General features: G+C 38.2%; 20 protein-coding genes and 1 pseudogene. All 21 read right to left on the bottom strand.

What is annotated here, in order from left to right:
- Positions 1 to 7 precede the first annotated feature (7 nt).
- Complete coding sequence (locus tag BuS5_RS11830; RefSeq protein ID WP_274427687.1) at positions 8 to 1,066, bottom strand: sugar phosphate nucleotidyltransferase; 1,059 nt, start codon at positions 1,064 to 1,066, stop codon at positions 8 to 10.
- A 16-nt stretch (positions 1,067 to 1,082) separates the two neighbouring features.
- Positions 1,083 to 2,261 (bottom strand): UDP-N-acetylglucosamine 2-epimerase, encoded by a 1,179-nt coding sequence (gene neuC, locus BuS5_RS11825; RefSeq protein ID WP_027353035.1) that lies wholly within the window; start codon positions 2,259 to 2,261, stop codon positions 1,083 to 1,085.
- Positions 2,258 to 2,458, bottom strand: a complete 201-nt coding sequence (locus tag BuS5_RS11820; protein WP_198012180.1) for a hypothetical protein — start codon at positions 2,456 to 2,458, stop codon at positions 2,258 to 2,260. Before BuS5_RS11820 ends, neuC begins: the two co-directional genes overlap by 4 nt.
- Before the next feature lie 17 nt (positions 2,459 to 2,475).
- Complete coding sequence (locus BuS5_RS11815; RefSeq protein ID WP_198012179.1) at positions 2,476 to 2,805, bottom strand: ORF6N domain-containing protein; 330 nt, start codon at positions 2,803 to 2,805, stop codon at positions 2,476 to 2,478.
- Entirely contained in the window at positions 2,802 to 3,806 is a 1,005-nt protein-coding gene (gene neuB, locus BuS5_RS11810; protein ID WP_027353034.1) for an N-acetylneuraminate synthase, read from the bottom strand. The genes BuS5_RS11815 and neuB overlap by 4 nt, the downstream gene beginning before the upstream one ends.
- Positions 3,807 to 3,815: 9 nt before the next feature.
- A complete protein-coding gene (locus BuS5_RS11805) occupies positions 3,816 to 4,736 on the bottom strand; it encodes an NAD-dependent epimerase/dehydratase family protein (RefSeq protein ID WP_198012178.1) in 921 nt (306 codons plus the stop codon).
- On the bottom strand, positions 4,727 to 5,767 hold the full coding sequence (locus BuS5_RS11800; protein ID WP_027353032.1) for an ATP-grasp domain-containing protein: 1,041 nt from the start codon (positions 5,765 to 5,767) through the stop codon (positions 4,727 to 4,729). Before BuS5_RS11800 ends, BuS5_RS11805 begins: the two co-directional genes overlap by 10 nt.
- Positions 5,768 to 5,776: 9 nt before the next feature.
- Complete coding sequence (locus tag BuS5_RS11795; protein WP_027353031.1) at positions 5,777 to 6,487, bottom strand: PHP domain-containing protein; 711 nt, start codon at positions 6,485 to 6,487, stop codon at positions 5,777 to 5,779.
- Positions 6,480 to 7,634, bottom strand: a complete 1,155-nt coding sequence (locus BuS5_RS11790) for a class I SAM-dependent methyltransferase (protein WP_027353030.1) — start codon at positions 7,632 to 7,634, stop codon at positions 6,480 to 6,482. Before BuS5_RS11790 ends, BuS5_RS11795 begins: the two co-directional genes overlap by 8 nt.
- Positions 7,635 to 7,670: 36 nt before the next feature.
- Positions 7,671 to 7,820 carry a hypothetical protein gene (locus tag BuS5_RS20505; protein WP_198012177.1) on the bottom strand — a complete coding sequence of 50 codons (150 nt, stop codon included), beginning with the start codon at positions 7,818 to 7,820 and terminating at the stop codon, positions 7,671 to 7,673.
- A 260-nt stretch (positions 7,821 to 8,080) separates the two neighbouring features.
- The gene (locus BuS5_RS11785) at positions 8,081 to 8,260 is read right to left on the bottom strand and encodes a hypothetical protein (RefSeq protein WP_274427684.1); all 180 of its coding nucleotides are present in this window, start codon (positions 8,258 to 8,260) and stop codon (positions 8,081 to 8,083) included.
- 122 nt (positions 8,261 to 8,382) lie between these two features.
- Positions 8,383 to 8,748 carry a DUF6922 domain-containing protein gene (locus tag BuS5_RS20500; RefSeq protein WP_027353029.1) on the bottom strand — a complete coding sequence of 122 codons (366 nt, stop codon included), beginning with the start codon at positions 8,746 to 8,748 and terminating at the stop codon, positions 8,383 to 8,385.
- Positions 8,735 to 9,448 (bottom strand): nucleotidyl transferase AbiEii/AbiGii toxin family protein, encoded by a 714-nt coding sequence (locus BuS5_RS11780; protein ID WP_027353028.1) that lies wholly within the window; start codon positions 9,446 to 9,448, stop codon positions 8,735 to 8,737. The genes BuS5_RS20500 and BuS5_RS11780 overlap by 14 nt, the downstream gene beginning before the upstream one ends.
- A 111-nt stretch (positions 9,449 to 9,559) precedes the next feature.
- Positions 9,560 to 9,886 (bottom strand): putative toxin-antitoxin system toxin component, PIN family, encoded by a 327-nt coding sequence (locus BuS5_RS11775; protein WP_198012184.1) that lies wholly within the window; start codon positions 9,884 to 9,886, stop codon positions 9,560 to 9,562.
- A gap of 85 nt (positions 9,887 to 9,971) precedes the next feature.
- On the bottom strand, positions 9,972 to 10,220 hold the full coding sequence (locus BuS5_RS11770) for a ribbon-helix-helix protein, CopG family (RefSeq protein ID WP_027353027.1): 249 nt from the start codon (positions 10,218 to 10,220) through the stop codon (positions 9,972 to 9,974).
- 167 nt (positions 10,221 to 10,387) lie between these two features.
- Complete coding sequence (locus BuS5_RS11765; protein ID WP_027353026.1) at positions 10,388 to 10,582, bottom strand: hypothetical protein; 195 nt, start codon at positions 10,580 to 10,582, stop codon at positions 10,388 to 10,390.
- Positions 10,575 to 10,832 carry a UPF0175 family protein gene (locus BuS5_RS11760; protein WP_027353025.1) on the bottom strand — a complete coding sequence of 86 codons (258 nt, stop codon included), beginning with the start codon at positions 10,830 to 10,832 and terminating at the stop codon, positions 10,575 to 10,577. The genes BuS5_RS11765 and BuS5_RS11760 overlap by 8 nt, the downstream gene beginning before the upstream one ends.
- 333 nt (positions 10,833 to 11,165) lie before the next feature.
- Positions 11,166 to 11,501, bottom strand: a complete 336-nt coding sequence (locus BuS5_RS11755; RefSeq protein WP_274427682.1) for a sugar phosphate nucleotidyltransferase — start codon at positions 11,499 to 11,501, stop codon at positions 11,166 to 11,168.
- A complete protein-coding gene (locus BuS5_RS11750) occupies positions 11,498 to 12,121 on the bottom strand; it encodes a CBS domain-containing protein (RefSeq protein ID WP_274427681.1) in 624 nt (207 codons plus the stop codon). Before BuS5_RS11750 ends, BuS5_RS11755 begins: the two co-directional genes overlap by 4 nt.
- A pseudogene (locus BuS5_RS11745) lies at positions 12,118 to 12,465 on the bottom strand (putative toxin-antitoxin system toxin component, PIN family); the annotation flags it as partial. The pseudogene BuS5_RS11745 and the gene BuS5_RS11750, both read right to left, overlap by 4 nt.
- Before the next feature lie 118 nt (positions 12,466 to 12,583).
- Positions 12,584 to 12,793 carry a hypothetical protein gene (locus BuS5_RS11740; protein WP_274427679.1) on the bottom strand — a complete coding sequence of 70 codons (210 nt, stop codon included), beginning with the start codon at positions 12,791 to 12,793 and terminating at the stop codon, positions 12,584 to 12,586.
- Positions 12,794 to 12,909: the final 116 nt, after the last annotated feature.

The following is a 12,909-nucleotide window of genomic DNA, read 5'->3' as shown; positions in this document are numbered from 1 at the left end:
CTATCATTTAGATATTCTCAATAACCTTCAATGCCTTACGGTATTCAGACCACTGGCCGACGTCGATCCAGGCTTTTTCACTAACCGGATAAACTCCGGTTATGCCGTTATTTTCTTTTACCTTGTCAATCAAATGGGTGATGTGAAACAACTGATTGTCCGGAATCAAATCTATTACGCCCGGATTTAATACATACAAGCCGGTATTTACAAGAAAATTGTACTCCGGTTTTTCCTGAATCATTTTCAGGCTGCCGTTGCCGTTCAGGTTACAGATACCGTAGGGAATGTTAAACTGCCTGGCAGACGCCACAAGAGTGACGTCATAACTGTTTTTTGTATGAAAGCGAAAGATATCAGCATAATCGGCTTCAATAATAATATCACAGTTTGATACAAAAAAAGGTCCGTTAAGTTTATTTTTAAGCAGTTTCAAGCTGCCGGCTGTGCCCCTGGGTTCATCCTCCTCGGTAAATTCTATGGAATAATTCGGATTTTTTTCTTCAAAATAGGCACGAATAATTTTTGACATGTGGTGGATTGTCAAATGAAATTTATAAATACCATAAATTCTGAAATTATCGATAATACGATCAATTACGGTTTTATCACCAAGCGGGATAAGCGGTTTAGGGAGGACCTTGGTAAACGGATCAAGGCGTGACCCCTTGCCCCCGGCCATGATGACTACAGGGATATCCAATTTTTGATTTTCCAACTTTTTGTTATTCCCAAACGCCTTTTCCCAGGTTATGAAATCCACCACCCTGCGGTTTTTGTCCAAAACAGGAATCAGGTTAATTTTATTTTTCAGAAAAACAGATTTGATCTTATCCGGATCAAAATCTTCCTGAAATATAAAAACCGGATTTGTGTAAAAGGCATTTTCGATAATGTCGGTTAAATCCCTCCCTTTTAAAATATGGCGTCTGAGATCGCCGTCAGTCAGAGTGCCAATCAACGTCCGGTTTTTATCAACTACCAAAAGCACCTTTTCCGCTGTTTTGTCCAGGGCTTCCATAGCCTTTTTCACTGTAGTTCGGGGATGTATGGTTATATCTTTCATTTTTTTACCGCACGGTTTATCCTGTCGCTATTCGTGATTGATTAATATTATAAAATTTTTTTTTTAAAATACCTGCCAAGTCAATTTCCTTGAGCGTTCTTTTAATTTTTTCTGACGCGCCGCCCTCACCATAAGGATTTTTGACGTTCTTGAGTTTAATCTGGAATTCCATTGAATAAAGTTTTCTGACAGCGGACAGGATTGCTTCTTTCACAGGCTTACAATCTATTATGCTGGCGGATTTGATTCTCCCTCGTTGTCGGTCACCTATATTAATTGTGCCGATTTTAAATGTCGGTGCTTCGGTAAGCCCACTGGAAGAATTTCCGACAACTCCGTCAACAAACTGCATGGCGGATAAATATCTCAGTTGTCCGAGAGTCACAAAGGCAATCGATTTATGACTATTTTTTGAAACATAATTATCAATTATTTTAATTATAACACGGCCTTCTGTGTCGGCATTAGGTTTTGTGAAAATAAATCGCGTATCTTCAAGTTCATCCAACGCATCCAAAAGATTCAGAAACTGACATTCGGCTGTTTTATGCTCAAGGGTGACCGGATGAAACGTGATTAAAAAATTTTTTCGGCCGAGTTTAAAATTGATTGAATCTTCAAATTCATTAAGATTCAACAATTTAAATTTTTTAATATTGTCTATCCCCAAACCCCCGACGTTAAATACCCTTGCAGGATCTTCACCCAGTTGAATAACACGTTTCCGGTATTCTTCAACAGCCGTAAAGTGAAGATGAGACATCTTGGTAATTGAATGTCTTATCGGCTCATCAATCACACCTTCAGTTACTTCACCTCCATGCAGATGAGCAATGGGAATACGAGCAATCATAGCTGCGGCAGCCGCTGAAAAAATCTCAAACCTGTCTCCCAGAAGAACCACGATATCCGGTTTAAGGTCGGTATACGCCTCGGAAAATCCAATCATGCCAAGCCCCATTGACTTTGAAATTCCAACAGGCGTATCAGAAGAAAGAAGCATTTCAATTTTTTTGTTAACCTGAAAACCATCTTTTTCTATCTGCTTGTATGTCAAGCCAAATTCAGGAGAAAGATGCATTCCTGTAGCAATGATTTGCAACTCAAGATCGGTATCTGCCTGAATTTTTTTCATTAGCCAGTAGAAGAGGCCGTATTCGGCGCGGGTACCTGTTATAATACAAATTTTTCTCATTTATTTTTCTTTTTTATTGTGTGCTTAAACTTCAAAACAGCAAAGTTCAGTTCTATTGATGTTTCCGTGTCGATTGTTTGCAGGTCATCATCCAGAAGTTCAGCAATCATCTCTCCGCTTTTCTTCATCAGGGCTTGTTGCTCATGTTTGTCCTTGACGTTGGAAAGGGTCTTGATATTACGAGTCAGTTTTCGCATTTTGGAAAAGGTTTCAATTATCGCCAGGTGGCCTGAACCGCTTGCGGGCTTTTGAGGATGGTAGCCAGCATGTACAAGCCCTTTTCAGGGAAGGCTTTTGGATTAACAGTAGAATGCTTCAGCCTATTGAACCGGTGGAAATTTTCCACCAGTTCATTCTTTTCCGCTTTTGAGAGTTCAATAACATAACCCGCTGGAAATTTATCCGGGTTATTGCTCACGGCCTTATTGATATCCCTCGTCTCTACCACATATATTTGAGCAACATCAGCATCCAGCAAGACTTTTTCGTCTCTGAGTTCAAGGATGCGGTCATGTAAGTCCTCAAACTTCACAATGTCGCTCATATCAGTTCATCTTCTTCATAATTTTTTTGAGCAATCTGCCCTATCACCTCATCCCACCGCATAGGGCTGATCCCTGTGCCGGGACGTTTTACTGTCAGGTTTTCTTCTGTAAATGATTCACCTTTATGGATATTTTTTGCTGCCACAATACTTTTGCGGGCAATTGGCTTGTTTTTCAGTTCTGAAGGGCTGGGCTTTTTAATACCAGCGCCAAGGGCTTTTTCGATATTACGGATGGCGCAAACCATGGCTTTAAGTTCATCCGGTTCAAGAGATGCCTTATGGTCAGGGCCGCTCATGTTTTTATCAAGAGTGAAATGTTTTTCGATAATTGTTGCTCCCATGGCCACGGCGGCAATGGGGATTTCTATTCCGAGGGTATGATCGGAATAACCAATCTTTATGCCGGGAAACGCAGCGCCAATCATTTGCATGGCCTTAAGGTTCACATCCTCGATTGGTGTCGGGTATTCCGTATTGCAGTGTAAAACGGTTATATTTTCAGCCGATGTTCCGGCCTTCATTAGAATCAGCAGAGCATCCTCAATTTCTCCAAGATCAGACATTCCTGTAGACATGATTACTTTTTTTTTCAATTTTCCGATTTTTCGAAGATAGGGGAGGTTGGTAATCTCACCGGATGGTATTTTGAAAATATCAAGGCCAAGCTCATTTAGCAGGTCTATGCTTTCAAGGTCAAACGGAGTGGATAAAAAACGGATATTCTTCTTGGCGCAGTAATCGATAAGCATGTGGTGGGCCGCCGCATCAAGCTCCAGTTTTTTTATCATCCCAAGCTGGGATTCATCAGCATTAGTGGCCTTTTTCTGATATTCCGCCTTTGGAGCGAATCTACCTACAACCTTTTCCGCCTTGAAGGTCTGGAATTTGACCGCATCCGCACTAGCCTCAGCCGCCACATCGATCATCTTTTTAGCAAGTTCGAGGCTTCCGTTGTGATTTACACCGGCTTCAGCGATAATGAATATTTTGTTACACATTTTTCACTTTTATATTTTTTCGATATCAAGCCACATCTTTCGAATTCCATCTTCAAGGCGCAGTGTAGTTTGAAAATCGAATGCCTTATGAGCTAACTTACAATTCAACCCAAAACGAGAAATCGGTTTCCTTGCTTCTTCTCTTTTCAATAAATTAATGTGCCCTTTGCCAACGATTTTGACACAAGTTTGCGCAATATTAAGAATGGAATACGAAGTTTTGTCCGCAATATTGAAAACTCCCCAAGATTTATTTGACAAGGATTGCAGCATTGCATTTGCTACATCATAAGAATGAAGTAAATTGACCTTGTCATCGGTTGGCGGCTGTAGTTCTATTGATTCATTTTGTGCAGCAATTAAGAGAAATTTTGTGATCATCTTATCTTCTGGAAGACCGTATCCATAAATTGAAGAGGGGCGTAGAATGCAAAGTTTTAAACCATCTTTAACAAAATATTGCAATGTTTTCTCAGCTAAAAGTTTGCTGTATCCATAAAAGCCACCAAATCCTCCAGTTGTTTTTTTGTCGTGTTCTTTGATATCTTTTTGTTCTGGATTTGCATAAACAGTAGCGCCTGATAAGAAGACAAGCGGAATGTTCCTTTTAGTTGCCCAGCTTGCTAAATACAAACACGAACGAACATTCACATCAAAAATACGATCATATGCATGGTTATCTTCCGCCGTTTTAGGAACCAATGCACCAAGATGAAAAAACGCCTGTACGTCCGGAAAAATTTCATCAAGCTTCTCCATATTTTGCCATTTAGCAAGGTCCAGCTTAACCCATGACGATTGTGGAGTAATTACTTCCATTTTAGATCTGGTAGCGGCTATATAGCGAACATTATTTTTATTTAAAACTTCAATCATACCTCGGCCAACCATTCCAGAGGCACCAGTTAGGCCTACTTTTTTTAAAACCATGTGCATACAGTCCCCTTTGTAAAAAATTCCTCTGCATTGTCTGCTTTGGCATTCTCAACAAAGACTTCTTCCAGATAACGAAATGCTATCCCTTGCTTTATAATTGGCGTTTTTACTTTTTCTTTCAAAAAATAATTACGAATTGCCATTTCAGGTTCATTAAAACCAAAGTATGCTCGCACGGCCGTTGTCCCGGAAAACCTTGCGTTAAATTCAAAAGGAACGGGCCCATTATTTCCTATCATTAATTGTATATTTAAAGATCCCATTATCGGAAGCATACCTCCTATAGAGATCAGGAGATGAAAGAGCTGCTCAAAAGGCGTGACTTCAACTACCCATGAATTGCCTCCGCGAAGTGTTCTTCGTGCAGTAAAAGGCCCTAAAATACTTTTATCCAAACATTTGAATACGCTACAGGTGTATTCATGATTCAAAAATTCACTTGGTGTATTTATTAACTTCTGAAGCATCGGATCAGGAACTTGCTTAAAAAATAAACCAAACTGATCCAGGCTGTTAATAATATGAACATGTCGGTTTGATGTTCCGCTTCGAGTCTTAAGAACAAATGGATAACCCCAATTTTTAGCCACCATCATTGCATCCTCCAAGTCAGACGGAAGATAGGCATCGGCAAAGGGTAGATTATTTTTTCTTAAAAATTCTGCAGTCAACCATTTATCCTCTGCTATCTTAACGGTATCAATAGGCGACACGACAATTAATGCCCCGGTTTCTTCTTCAATATACTCTCGGTACTTTGCAAAAAAGTGGAGGTCGAACTCAGATCCAATCATTATAACGTCAATACTGGCCTTTTTAATTCTCTCGATAATAATATCAAGTACGCCTGCGGATTCTACTTTCGGAAGCAAAAGTGCTTCATCAGTTCTAAATAATGCAGGGTTCAAAGAAGATATGTCAGAACTTATTATGTGAAGCCGCAATGTGCTAAGCCGCAATGCTTTAATTATTCCCTGACCAACACCACTGCCAGCTCCAGTTACTAACACACGTATAATATCCATTACTGATTCTTACTCCTTACAAACATTAATTATATTCCCCACTTCTTTTTTTGAATGTGCATCAGAACCTAAAGAAATTAACGCACCTATATTCCTACACATTTTAACATATTTTAATGGGTCCGCAGAATATTTTGAGTTTACTTCAAAAGCTATACCTTTTATTTTTGCCTTCTCTATGAGTTGATACATCTTGCTATCTGGAATAGTAATGCCATATTTACTGTAACACATTCCCATGGGATGACCTAAAATTTCAACAGACGGATTATCGAGGAGTTTCTCTGCAAGTTTAAATTCAATTTCAAGTGCTTCGTTTTGAGAGACTTCATTAAACTGCAAAGGAACTCCCTCTTTTCCTGGAAATCTATGAACGCTGCCGATAACTAAATCGCACAATGAGATAATGTCATTATCAATTTCTATATTGCCATTAAAGTCAATAACGCGCGTTTCAACACCAACAAGAGCTCGACAAGGTTTTTTAGGCAACGCACGGACTTCACTTGTAAATGATCTAAACCAACTAATACTGGATTTTCTGGCATGTTCGCTAAAGAGAATACATTTCAAATTTAATTCACAGGCAGCATCATACATTTCCTGAACAGAATGAATCCCATCTGTCCAATTGGTATGGATATGAAAATCTACCAATGGGATTCCCTGTCCAATTTGATTAGAAATAAATTTTAAATATGTAATAGCAGTGTTATTCATTTTTAAACGGGTATAAAGAATAAATATTATCTGAATCTATCCCATGATATGAAATTAAAAAATCTCTAATTTGATTATAAAACGACATAGCTGATACAATAACACAATCGATTTCTCTGTATTTTGAATCATCAGCACTTATAATAGGGTTTGGACATACCGATAGATATTTACCTGTTTTGTTTTCATCTCCATCAAAAACATAGATATGATCATAAAATCTATTAGGGAACTTACATAACGCTAATAAATTATTAAGTCCGTTACAGGCACCATGTAACGCAACTTTTTTGTTATCATTAATAAGCGATATGACCATATTATTAAAATATTCAAAATTCTGGGCAAATTGTTCAGCAGCTTTAAACAAAATATTATCTATAGTTCTAACATTATGGGCAATTTTTTGTTTAACTCCTAAAGTAAAGAAAAACAAATCGTTATCAGAGGCACAGTCTATTATTTTCAAACCACAAAAGTCCGCAAGATTTATAAATGATTTTCTTGTAAAATAACTTAAATGTTCATGTAAAATAACGTTAAAATCACCGTTTCGTAACTGCTTTTCCGTATCTGGGAATAGCAAAATAGCTTTACCATTTTGCCGCTGAATCAACTGACGAAGAGTATGTAAAAAATCAATTGGGTCAGGTACATGTTCAAAACAATTCATGCTTACAATCAAATCAAAATTTTCTTTAGGACATGTCTCTGATGTAAAATATTGTCTAAAAATTTTTATTTTAGGAGTAGGTGGTTTGTTACTGAGCGCAGGATCCATAATGGTATATTCTATAATGTTATCCATAGATAACAATTTTTCTCCGATATATGTTGTCCCCCCCCCTATATCCAAAACCTTTTTACCGTTTAACGAACCGAATGAATTCCGAATATATTCTAATGCTATGTTCCCACGGGAATTGCCCCAGGATGAGGTTCCTGGAGGCGATGTAATAAGTTGATAATCATTTTTTGAATATGATTTTACAACTTGCCGCAGTATTTCCTTAGAAGTAGTTTGACAGATATAACGTTCATTCCATCCTAAACTAAAAGGATAAAATTCTGGTATAGAGGGTTCCTCTATAACTCCTTTCCATAAGGGCAATTTTTTAAAATGAATCTCAAAATTTAAGTCAAGCATCTAAAACGCCTCCAAATCCTTCAACACGCACACATCCTAAATTGCACAACGATCGCAGATTTCGATACATTCACGTGTCATGGAGTTATTTCCAAAAAACGTTCCTGATCCAATTTTCACTCCACCGTTAACGATTGCTCCAGTTGAAATGTGGCAATGATTGTCGATTCTGGCATCATGCTCCACAAGCACCTTTGGAATTCAGGGGACACCATACCTATTTCTTCGGTTTTCGCCCCGGTTTTTTAGTATGTTTTAGCGTCACACCCAACGATTTTTCCAATTTTTCAATAAATTGGATATTCCCGGCTGGCCGACCGGTTCTCGTATGTTTTTGCAATCAACTCCGCATTTTTGCTGTAATACTTTCCGACAAAAATCGAGCCCAATCCTTATCTACCAATTGAATTAAAAATTGTGTTTTCGCAAGCTTATCTTTGCCAGCATTAGTATGAACTAAAGCACGGCTCCATGTCCAATGCATCAGGTATCAGGCAGTAGGACCATATTTCTACTCCACGGGCATCGCACCATTCATTCATCAAATCGATATAGGCAATATATTCCTGATCAGAAAAAAAGGTTTGTAACCGTCTGTTCCCTCTTTGAGTGATATGATGTGGCATCCCCGGTGCCACTCTTACTATTTTTGCCATAGCCTTTCAGAGGATAATTGCAATTTATAGTCAACAATAAATAGGTATGGTGTCCCCCGAATTTTCCATGCCCCGCCTGATTGAGAAAAAAACTATAAGTTTTTGAAAAATTCTTTGCCCTTATCACGCGCTTTTTCTTTTCGAACACACATTACATTAACGGCAGATTTGTCTGACTCAACATTAAATAAATTACAAAAGGCTTTATATGTCTTGGGAAACCAGGAGCCTCTGATTGGATGTTTTAATGTTTGCCTTATAGCTTCTCGACTATACAATTGAAATACCTGCCTGATTGTTTGCACTGAACCGTAATTTATGATCTGCGTGATAATGAGTTTGTAATGATCTTTCAGGTCCAACTTATTCGTGTCGATATCCCAGAAAAAGTCAGGAAAACTTTCCTGAAGTTTTTTCTGAATGATTGTTGTCGTAGGAATAGTATTAAATATTTGCATGATAATATTTTGCAACCTCTATTTTGAGAAGATCAATATAATATGAGGTATCTTTGTTGTTTAAAAACACAATCGGTTCGTCAATAGTATTATCTAATATATCGTCAATATTAAGACAAGACTCCAGGATTTCTTTGCCTGAGATGTCATAACCGAATTGTCGCTCAGCCACGTCAATAATCTCCTGTAGAGAAATAGCATGCGTTAGTATTTCACCAATATCTACAAGGTCTTTCATTTTTGAACGATGGCAGCGGGCGAAAGCCTTCATTCCTGCTAAATCTTTAAGGCTGAGAGTGTCAAAACCAAAAGCGGTTTTTTCTGGCGGGTAAAGCGGGACTTTGTAGAATTCACTTTCCTGATCTGCCGTGAAGTTTTGAAACACAGCAAACAGAACCATGACATTGTTGATTTGACAATGCAACTGCCCGGCAATTGGTACAATGTCCTTTCTGTGATAAATATCATGTTTCCGTAAAACTTTGTCAACGTTTTCAATCTCTGCATCATAAGTACTTTTGAATGGAAAGGAAAAAAAATCCAGATCAATGCTTTGTCGGTGGCCAAAGCGTAAGGCCAAAGCTGTTCCTCCAACCAGAAAAAAATGATTTTCGGGAAGCTCTGGGAAAATATGTTCTTGCAGGAAGTTAGCAGCTTCCCTTTGTTTAACAGGAAATACCAGTTCAAGATCTATAGACATTTTTTTTGCGTTACCTCAATTGTTTCTCATACCTTTCTCACATTCTCACAGTTTTTCACAAGTCTTGCCTTTTTAAGTTACCACCGAGCCAACCAGGCGCCCAGGTTATTTTTAGTGAAAATTTTTTCCGCTGTAAAGATCAATAAATTCTTTAGGGGGCACTATTTCAATATCTATGTATTTTTTGATCTCCTTGAGGTGTTTGTCTCCTGAAATGATAATTTTGCTGTCGAGAGCTACAGCACATTCCAGGAATTTATTATCGTCGGGATCATCATCCACGACTTTTATATTTGGCGTTTTTGTCGTGAAAATTGAATTGTACACCTCAGCAAATAATCCGGTTAAATTAGCAATTTCCTTTTTGTCTTTTAAACTAAGTCTATTGAGCGCTTCAAGATACTCTTCAATTATTTCTTGCGATAGGCATAAGACGATTTTGCCTTTTTTTCAAAGATTAATTATTTCTCTGGGAACATCGCCAAAAAAAAAAGAAATAAATACATTTGTGTCAATAACGACTTTAAGCATTTTTTGACCGTACCTGTTTTATTGCTTCTTCGATATCAGCCTCTGATATATTGTTTTTGGAAAAATTTTGCCCTATCCTGTCCCAAAGGCTGTCGATATAGGCGCTCATGTCCCTTTCTTTTGTGTATTTCTCAAGAAGTTCTCTTACAAGTTCACTCAGGTTTTTCCCCTTGGCTTTTGCTAACTGACTGACTTTAGTCTTTAAGCTTGGTTCTACTCTGATAATCATTTGCGTTGCCATGATTAAACCTCACTTGATATAAGTTGTTTTCTTTTGTTATATCCGTAAGTTGTAACTATTCAGCGAAACATCATAAATTCGACAAAACAAAACCATCCTTATGAAAACCAACTAAACCGCGTTTTGCATCCACAGGTCTTTTCCGCGCCCCTTGGAGCGCAAGGGGTTTATGAGCGCCGTTCAACTTCAGAATTAGATGGAAGATCTGACAAATATGGATCGATCGATCTTTTGAACTGAACTTCATGAATAACGCCATCCGGTATTATCCACGTCCTGGCTAATGGACTTATTGTTTTCAAGAGAACGGCTTTCCCGAGCAGTATTATGGGAGAGGCATTGATAACCAGGTTTTTATTCATAACCGGCTTCCTGGAGGACTTCTTCCGCCGTGTACTGAAAAGGTGAAACTTGAAATTTTAATAACGACATAAGAAAATTCTCGCGACACAATCCGGCTATTTCAGCAGCCTTTTCCTGGGATACAACTCCCATCTTATACCATTTAACCGCCGCAGTCAGCCGTATATCCTTTGCAAATTCAGCCGGCGTCTTTTTAAGCGCTGAAAATGCTCCTAAGGGTAATGTTATGTTTATTGTCCTGGTATTCATATTTTTATCCTTTCAGGTTTTATAAGGTCGTAAGCTGGTAAGTTCATAAGGTCATGAGCTTACCAACTCATCAGCTCAAGAGCTAACCTCCTCAATCACCTTCAACGCTTTTCGGTACTCCGCCCACTGGCCGACGTCGATCCAGGCTTTTTCACTAAGGGCTCACTCAAAAATAACTTTACATTTTAAGCGCCGATGCATCCCGCCTGGCTACGTTCCGAAAACGCAGAAATATCTTGATATTCCTGCGTTTTCGCGCCTTGCCAGCCAGGTGCCTCAACACTTAAAATTGCTAATTTATTTTTGAGCGAACCCTAACCGAATAAACTCTAATTATGCCGTTATTTTTTTTACCTTGTCAATCAAATGGGTGATGTGAAACAACTGATTGTCTGGAATCAAATCTATTACGCCCGGATTTAATACATAGAAGCCGGTATTTACAAGAAAATTGTACTCCGGTTTTTCCTGAATCATTTTCAGGCTGCCGTTGCCGTTCAAGTCACAGATACCGTATGGAATGTTAAACTGCCTGGCAGACGCCACAAGAGTGATGTCATAACTGTTTTTTGTATGAAAGCGAAAGATATCAGCATAATCGGCTTCAATAATAATATCACAGTTTGATACAAAAAAAGGTCCGTTAAGTTTATTCTTAAGCAGTTTCAAGCTGCCGGCTGTGCCCCCGGGTTCATCCTCCTCGGTAAATTCTTCGGATTTTTTTCCTCAAAATAGGCACGAATAATTTTTGACATGTGGTGGATTGTCAAATGAAATTTATAAATACCATAAATTCTGAAATTATCGATAATACGATCAATTACGGTTTTATCACCAAGCGGGATAAGCGGTTTAAGGAGGACCTTGGTAAACGGATCAAGGCGTGACCCCTTGCCCCCGGCCATGATGACGACAGGGATATCCAGTTTTTGATTTCCCGACTTTTTGTTATTTCCAAACGCCTTTTCCCAGGTTATGAAATTCACCACCCTGCGGTTTTTGTCCAAAACAGGAATCAGGTTAATTTTATTTTTCAGAAAAACAGATTTGATTTTATCCGGATCAAAATCTTCCTGAAATATAAAAACCGGATTTGTGTAAAAGGCATTTTCGATAATGTCGGTTAAATCCCTCCCTTTTAAAATATGGCGTCTGAGATCGCCGTCAGTCAGAGTGCCGATCAGTGCCTGGTTTTCATCAACCACAAGAAGCACCTTTTCAGCGGTCTTATCCAGGGCTTCCATGGCTTCTTTTATGGTGGCTTGTGGGTGTATGGTTATGTTTTTCATTTTTTTATTATTTCACCGCAGAGGCGCAGGAAGTCTGTGGCTTTCATGATTTTTATTCCATTATACTCTTTCAGATTTAACAAATGCTTATCCCCTGAAATAATAAAGCCTGCCCGAGATGCTACAGCACATTCGATAAATTTATCATCATCCGGATCATCATCAATAACTGTTATTTTTTGAGAAATTTTGATAGGCAAAGTAAATGTTGAAAAGTCAAAAAGAATTTGAGCAACTTCTTCATCAGAAAGTCCAAATTTAGTTTTTAGCTTTTTGTTTATTTCCTTCTCTATTTGCAATGATGTAAATATCGATACTTGACCATTGCGGCCTAAATCCACAACTGAGCGAGGCTTCCTACCTTAAAATATTGCTGAAATGTAAATATTCGTATCAATAACTATTCTATGAATCATTGTAACCACATATCCTCAGAATAAGAATTACACCAAAAAGTTTTTTTCATGCAAGAAAGGCATCCAGTTCCGATTCATTCATATTAGGGATATCATACTTTTTTACTAATGATTCCGTAAAACGGTAAAAATTCTCCTGATAGCGCCTGTCTTTGATAATTTCCTTTATAAGAGCCATCTTCTTTTCAAAGGCCAATTGATAAACCAAATCCCGTACTTGTTCATAATTAATATCAATTTCTTTTAATTTTGGCATATTATCCTCCTGTGGGAATTCAGGGGACACCATACCTATTTCTTCGGTTTTCGTCCCGGTTTTTTAGGTTTTAGCGTCACACCCAACGATTTTTCCAATTTTTCAATAAATTGGAT

Source organism: Desulfosarcina sp. BuS5 (genome assembly GCF_028752835.1).
Taxonomy (GTDB): domain Bacteria; phylum Desulfobacterota; class Desulfobacteria; order Desulfobacterales; family BuS5; genus BuS5.
Note: the sequence above shows the minus strand (reverse complement) of the source record. Positions and strands in the feature narration are given on the sequence as shown.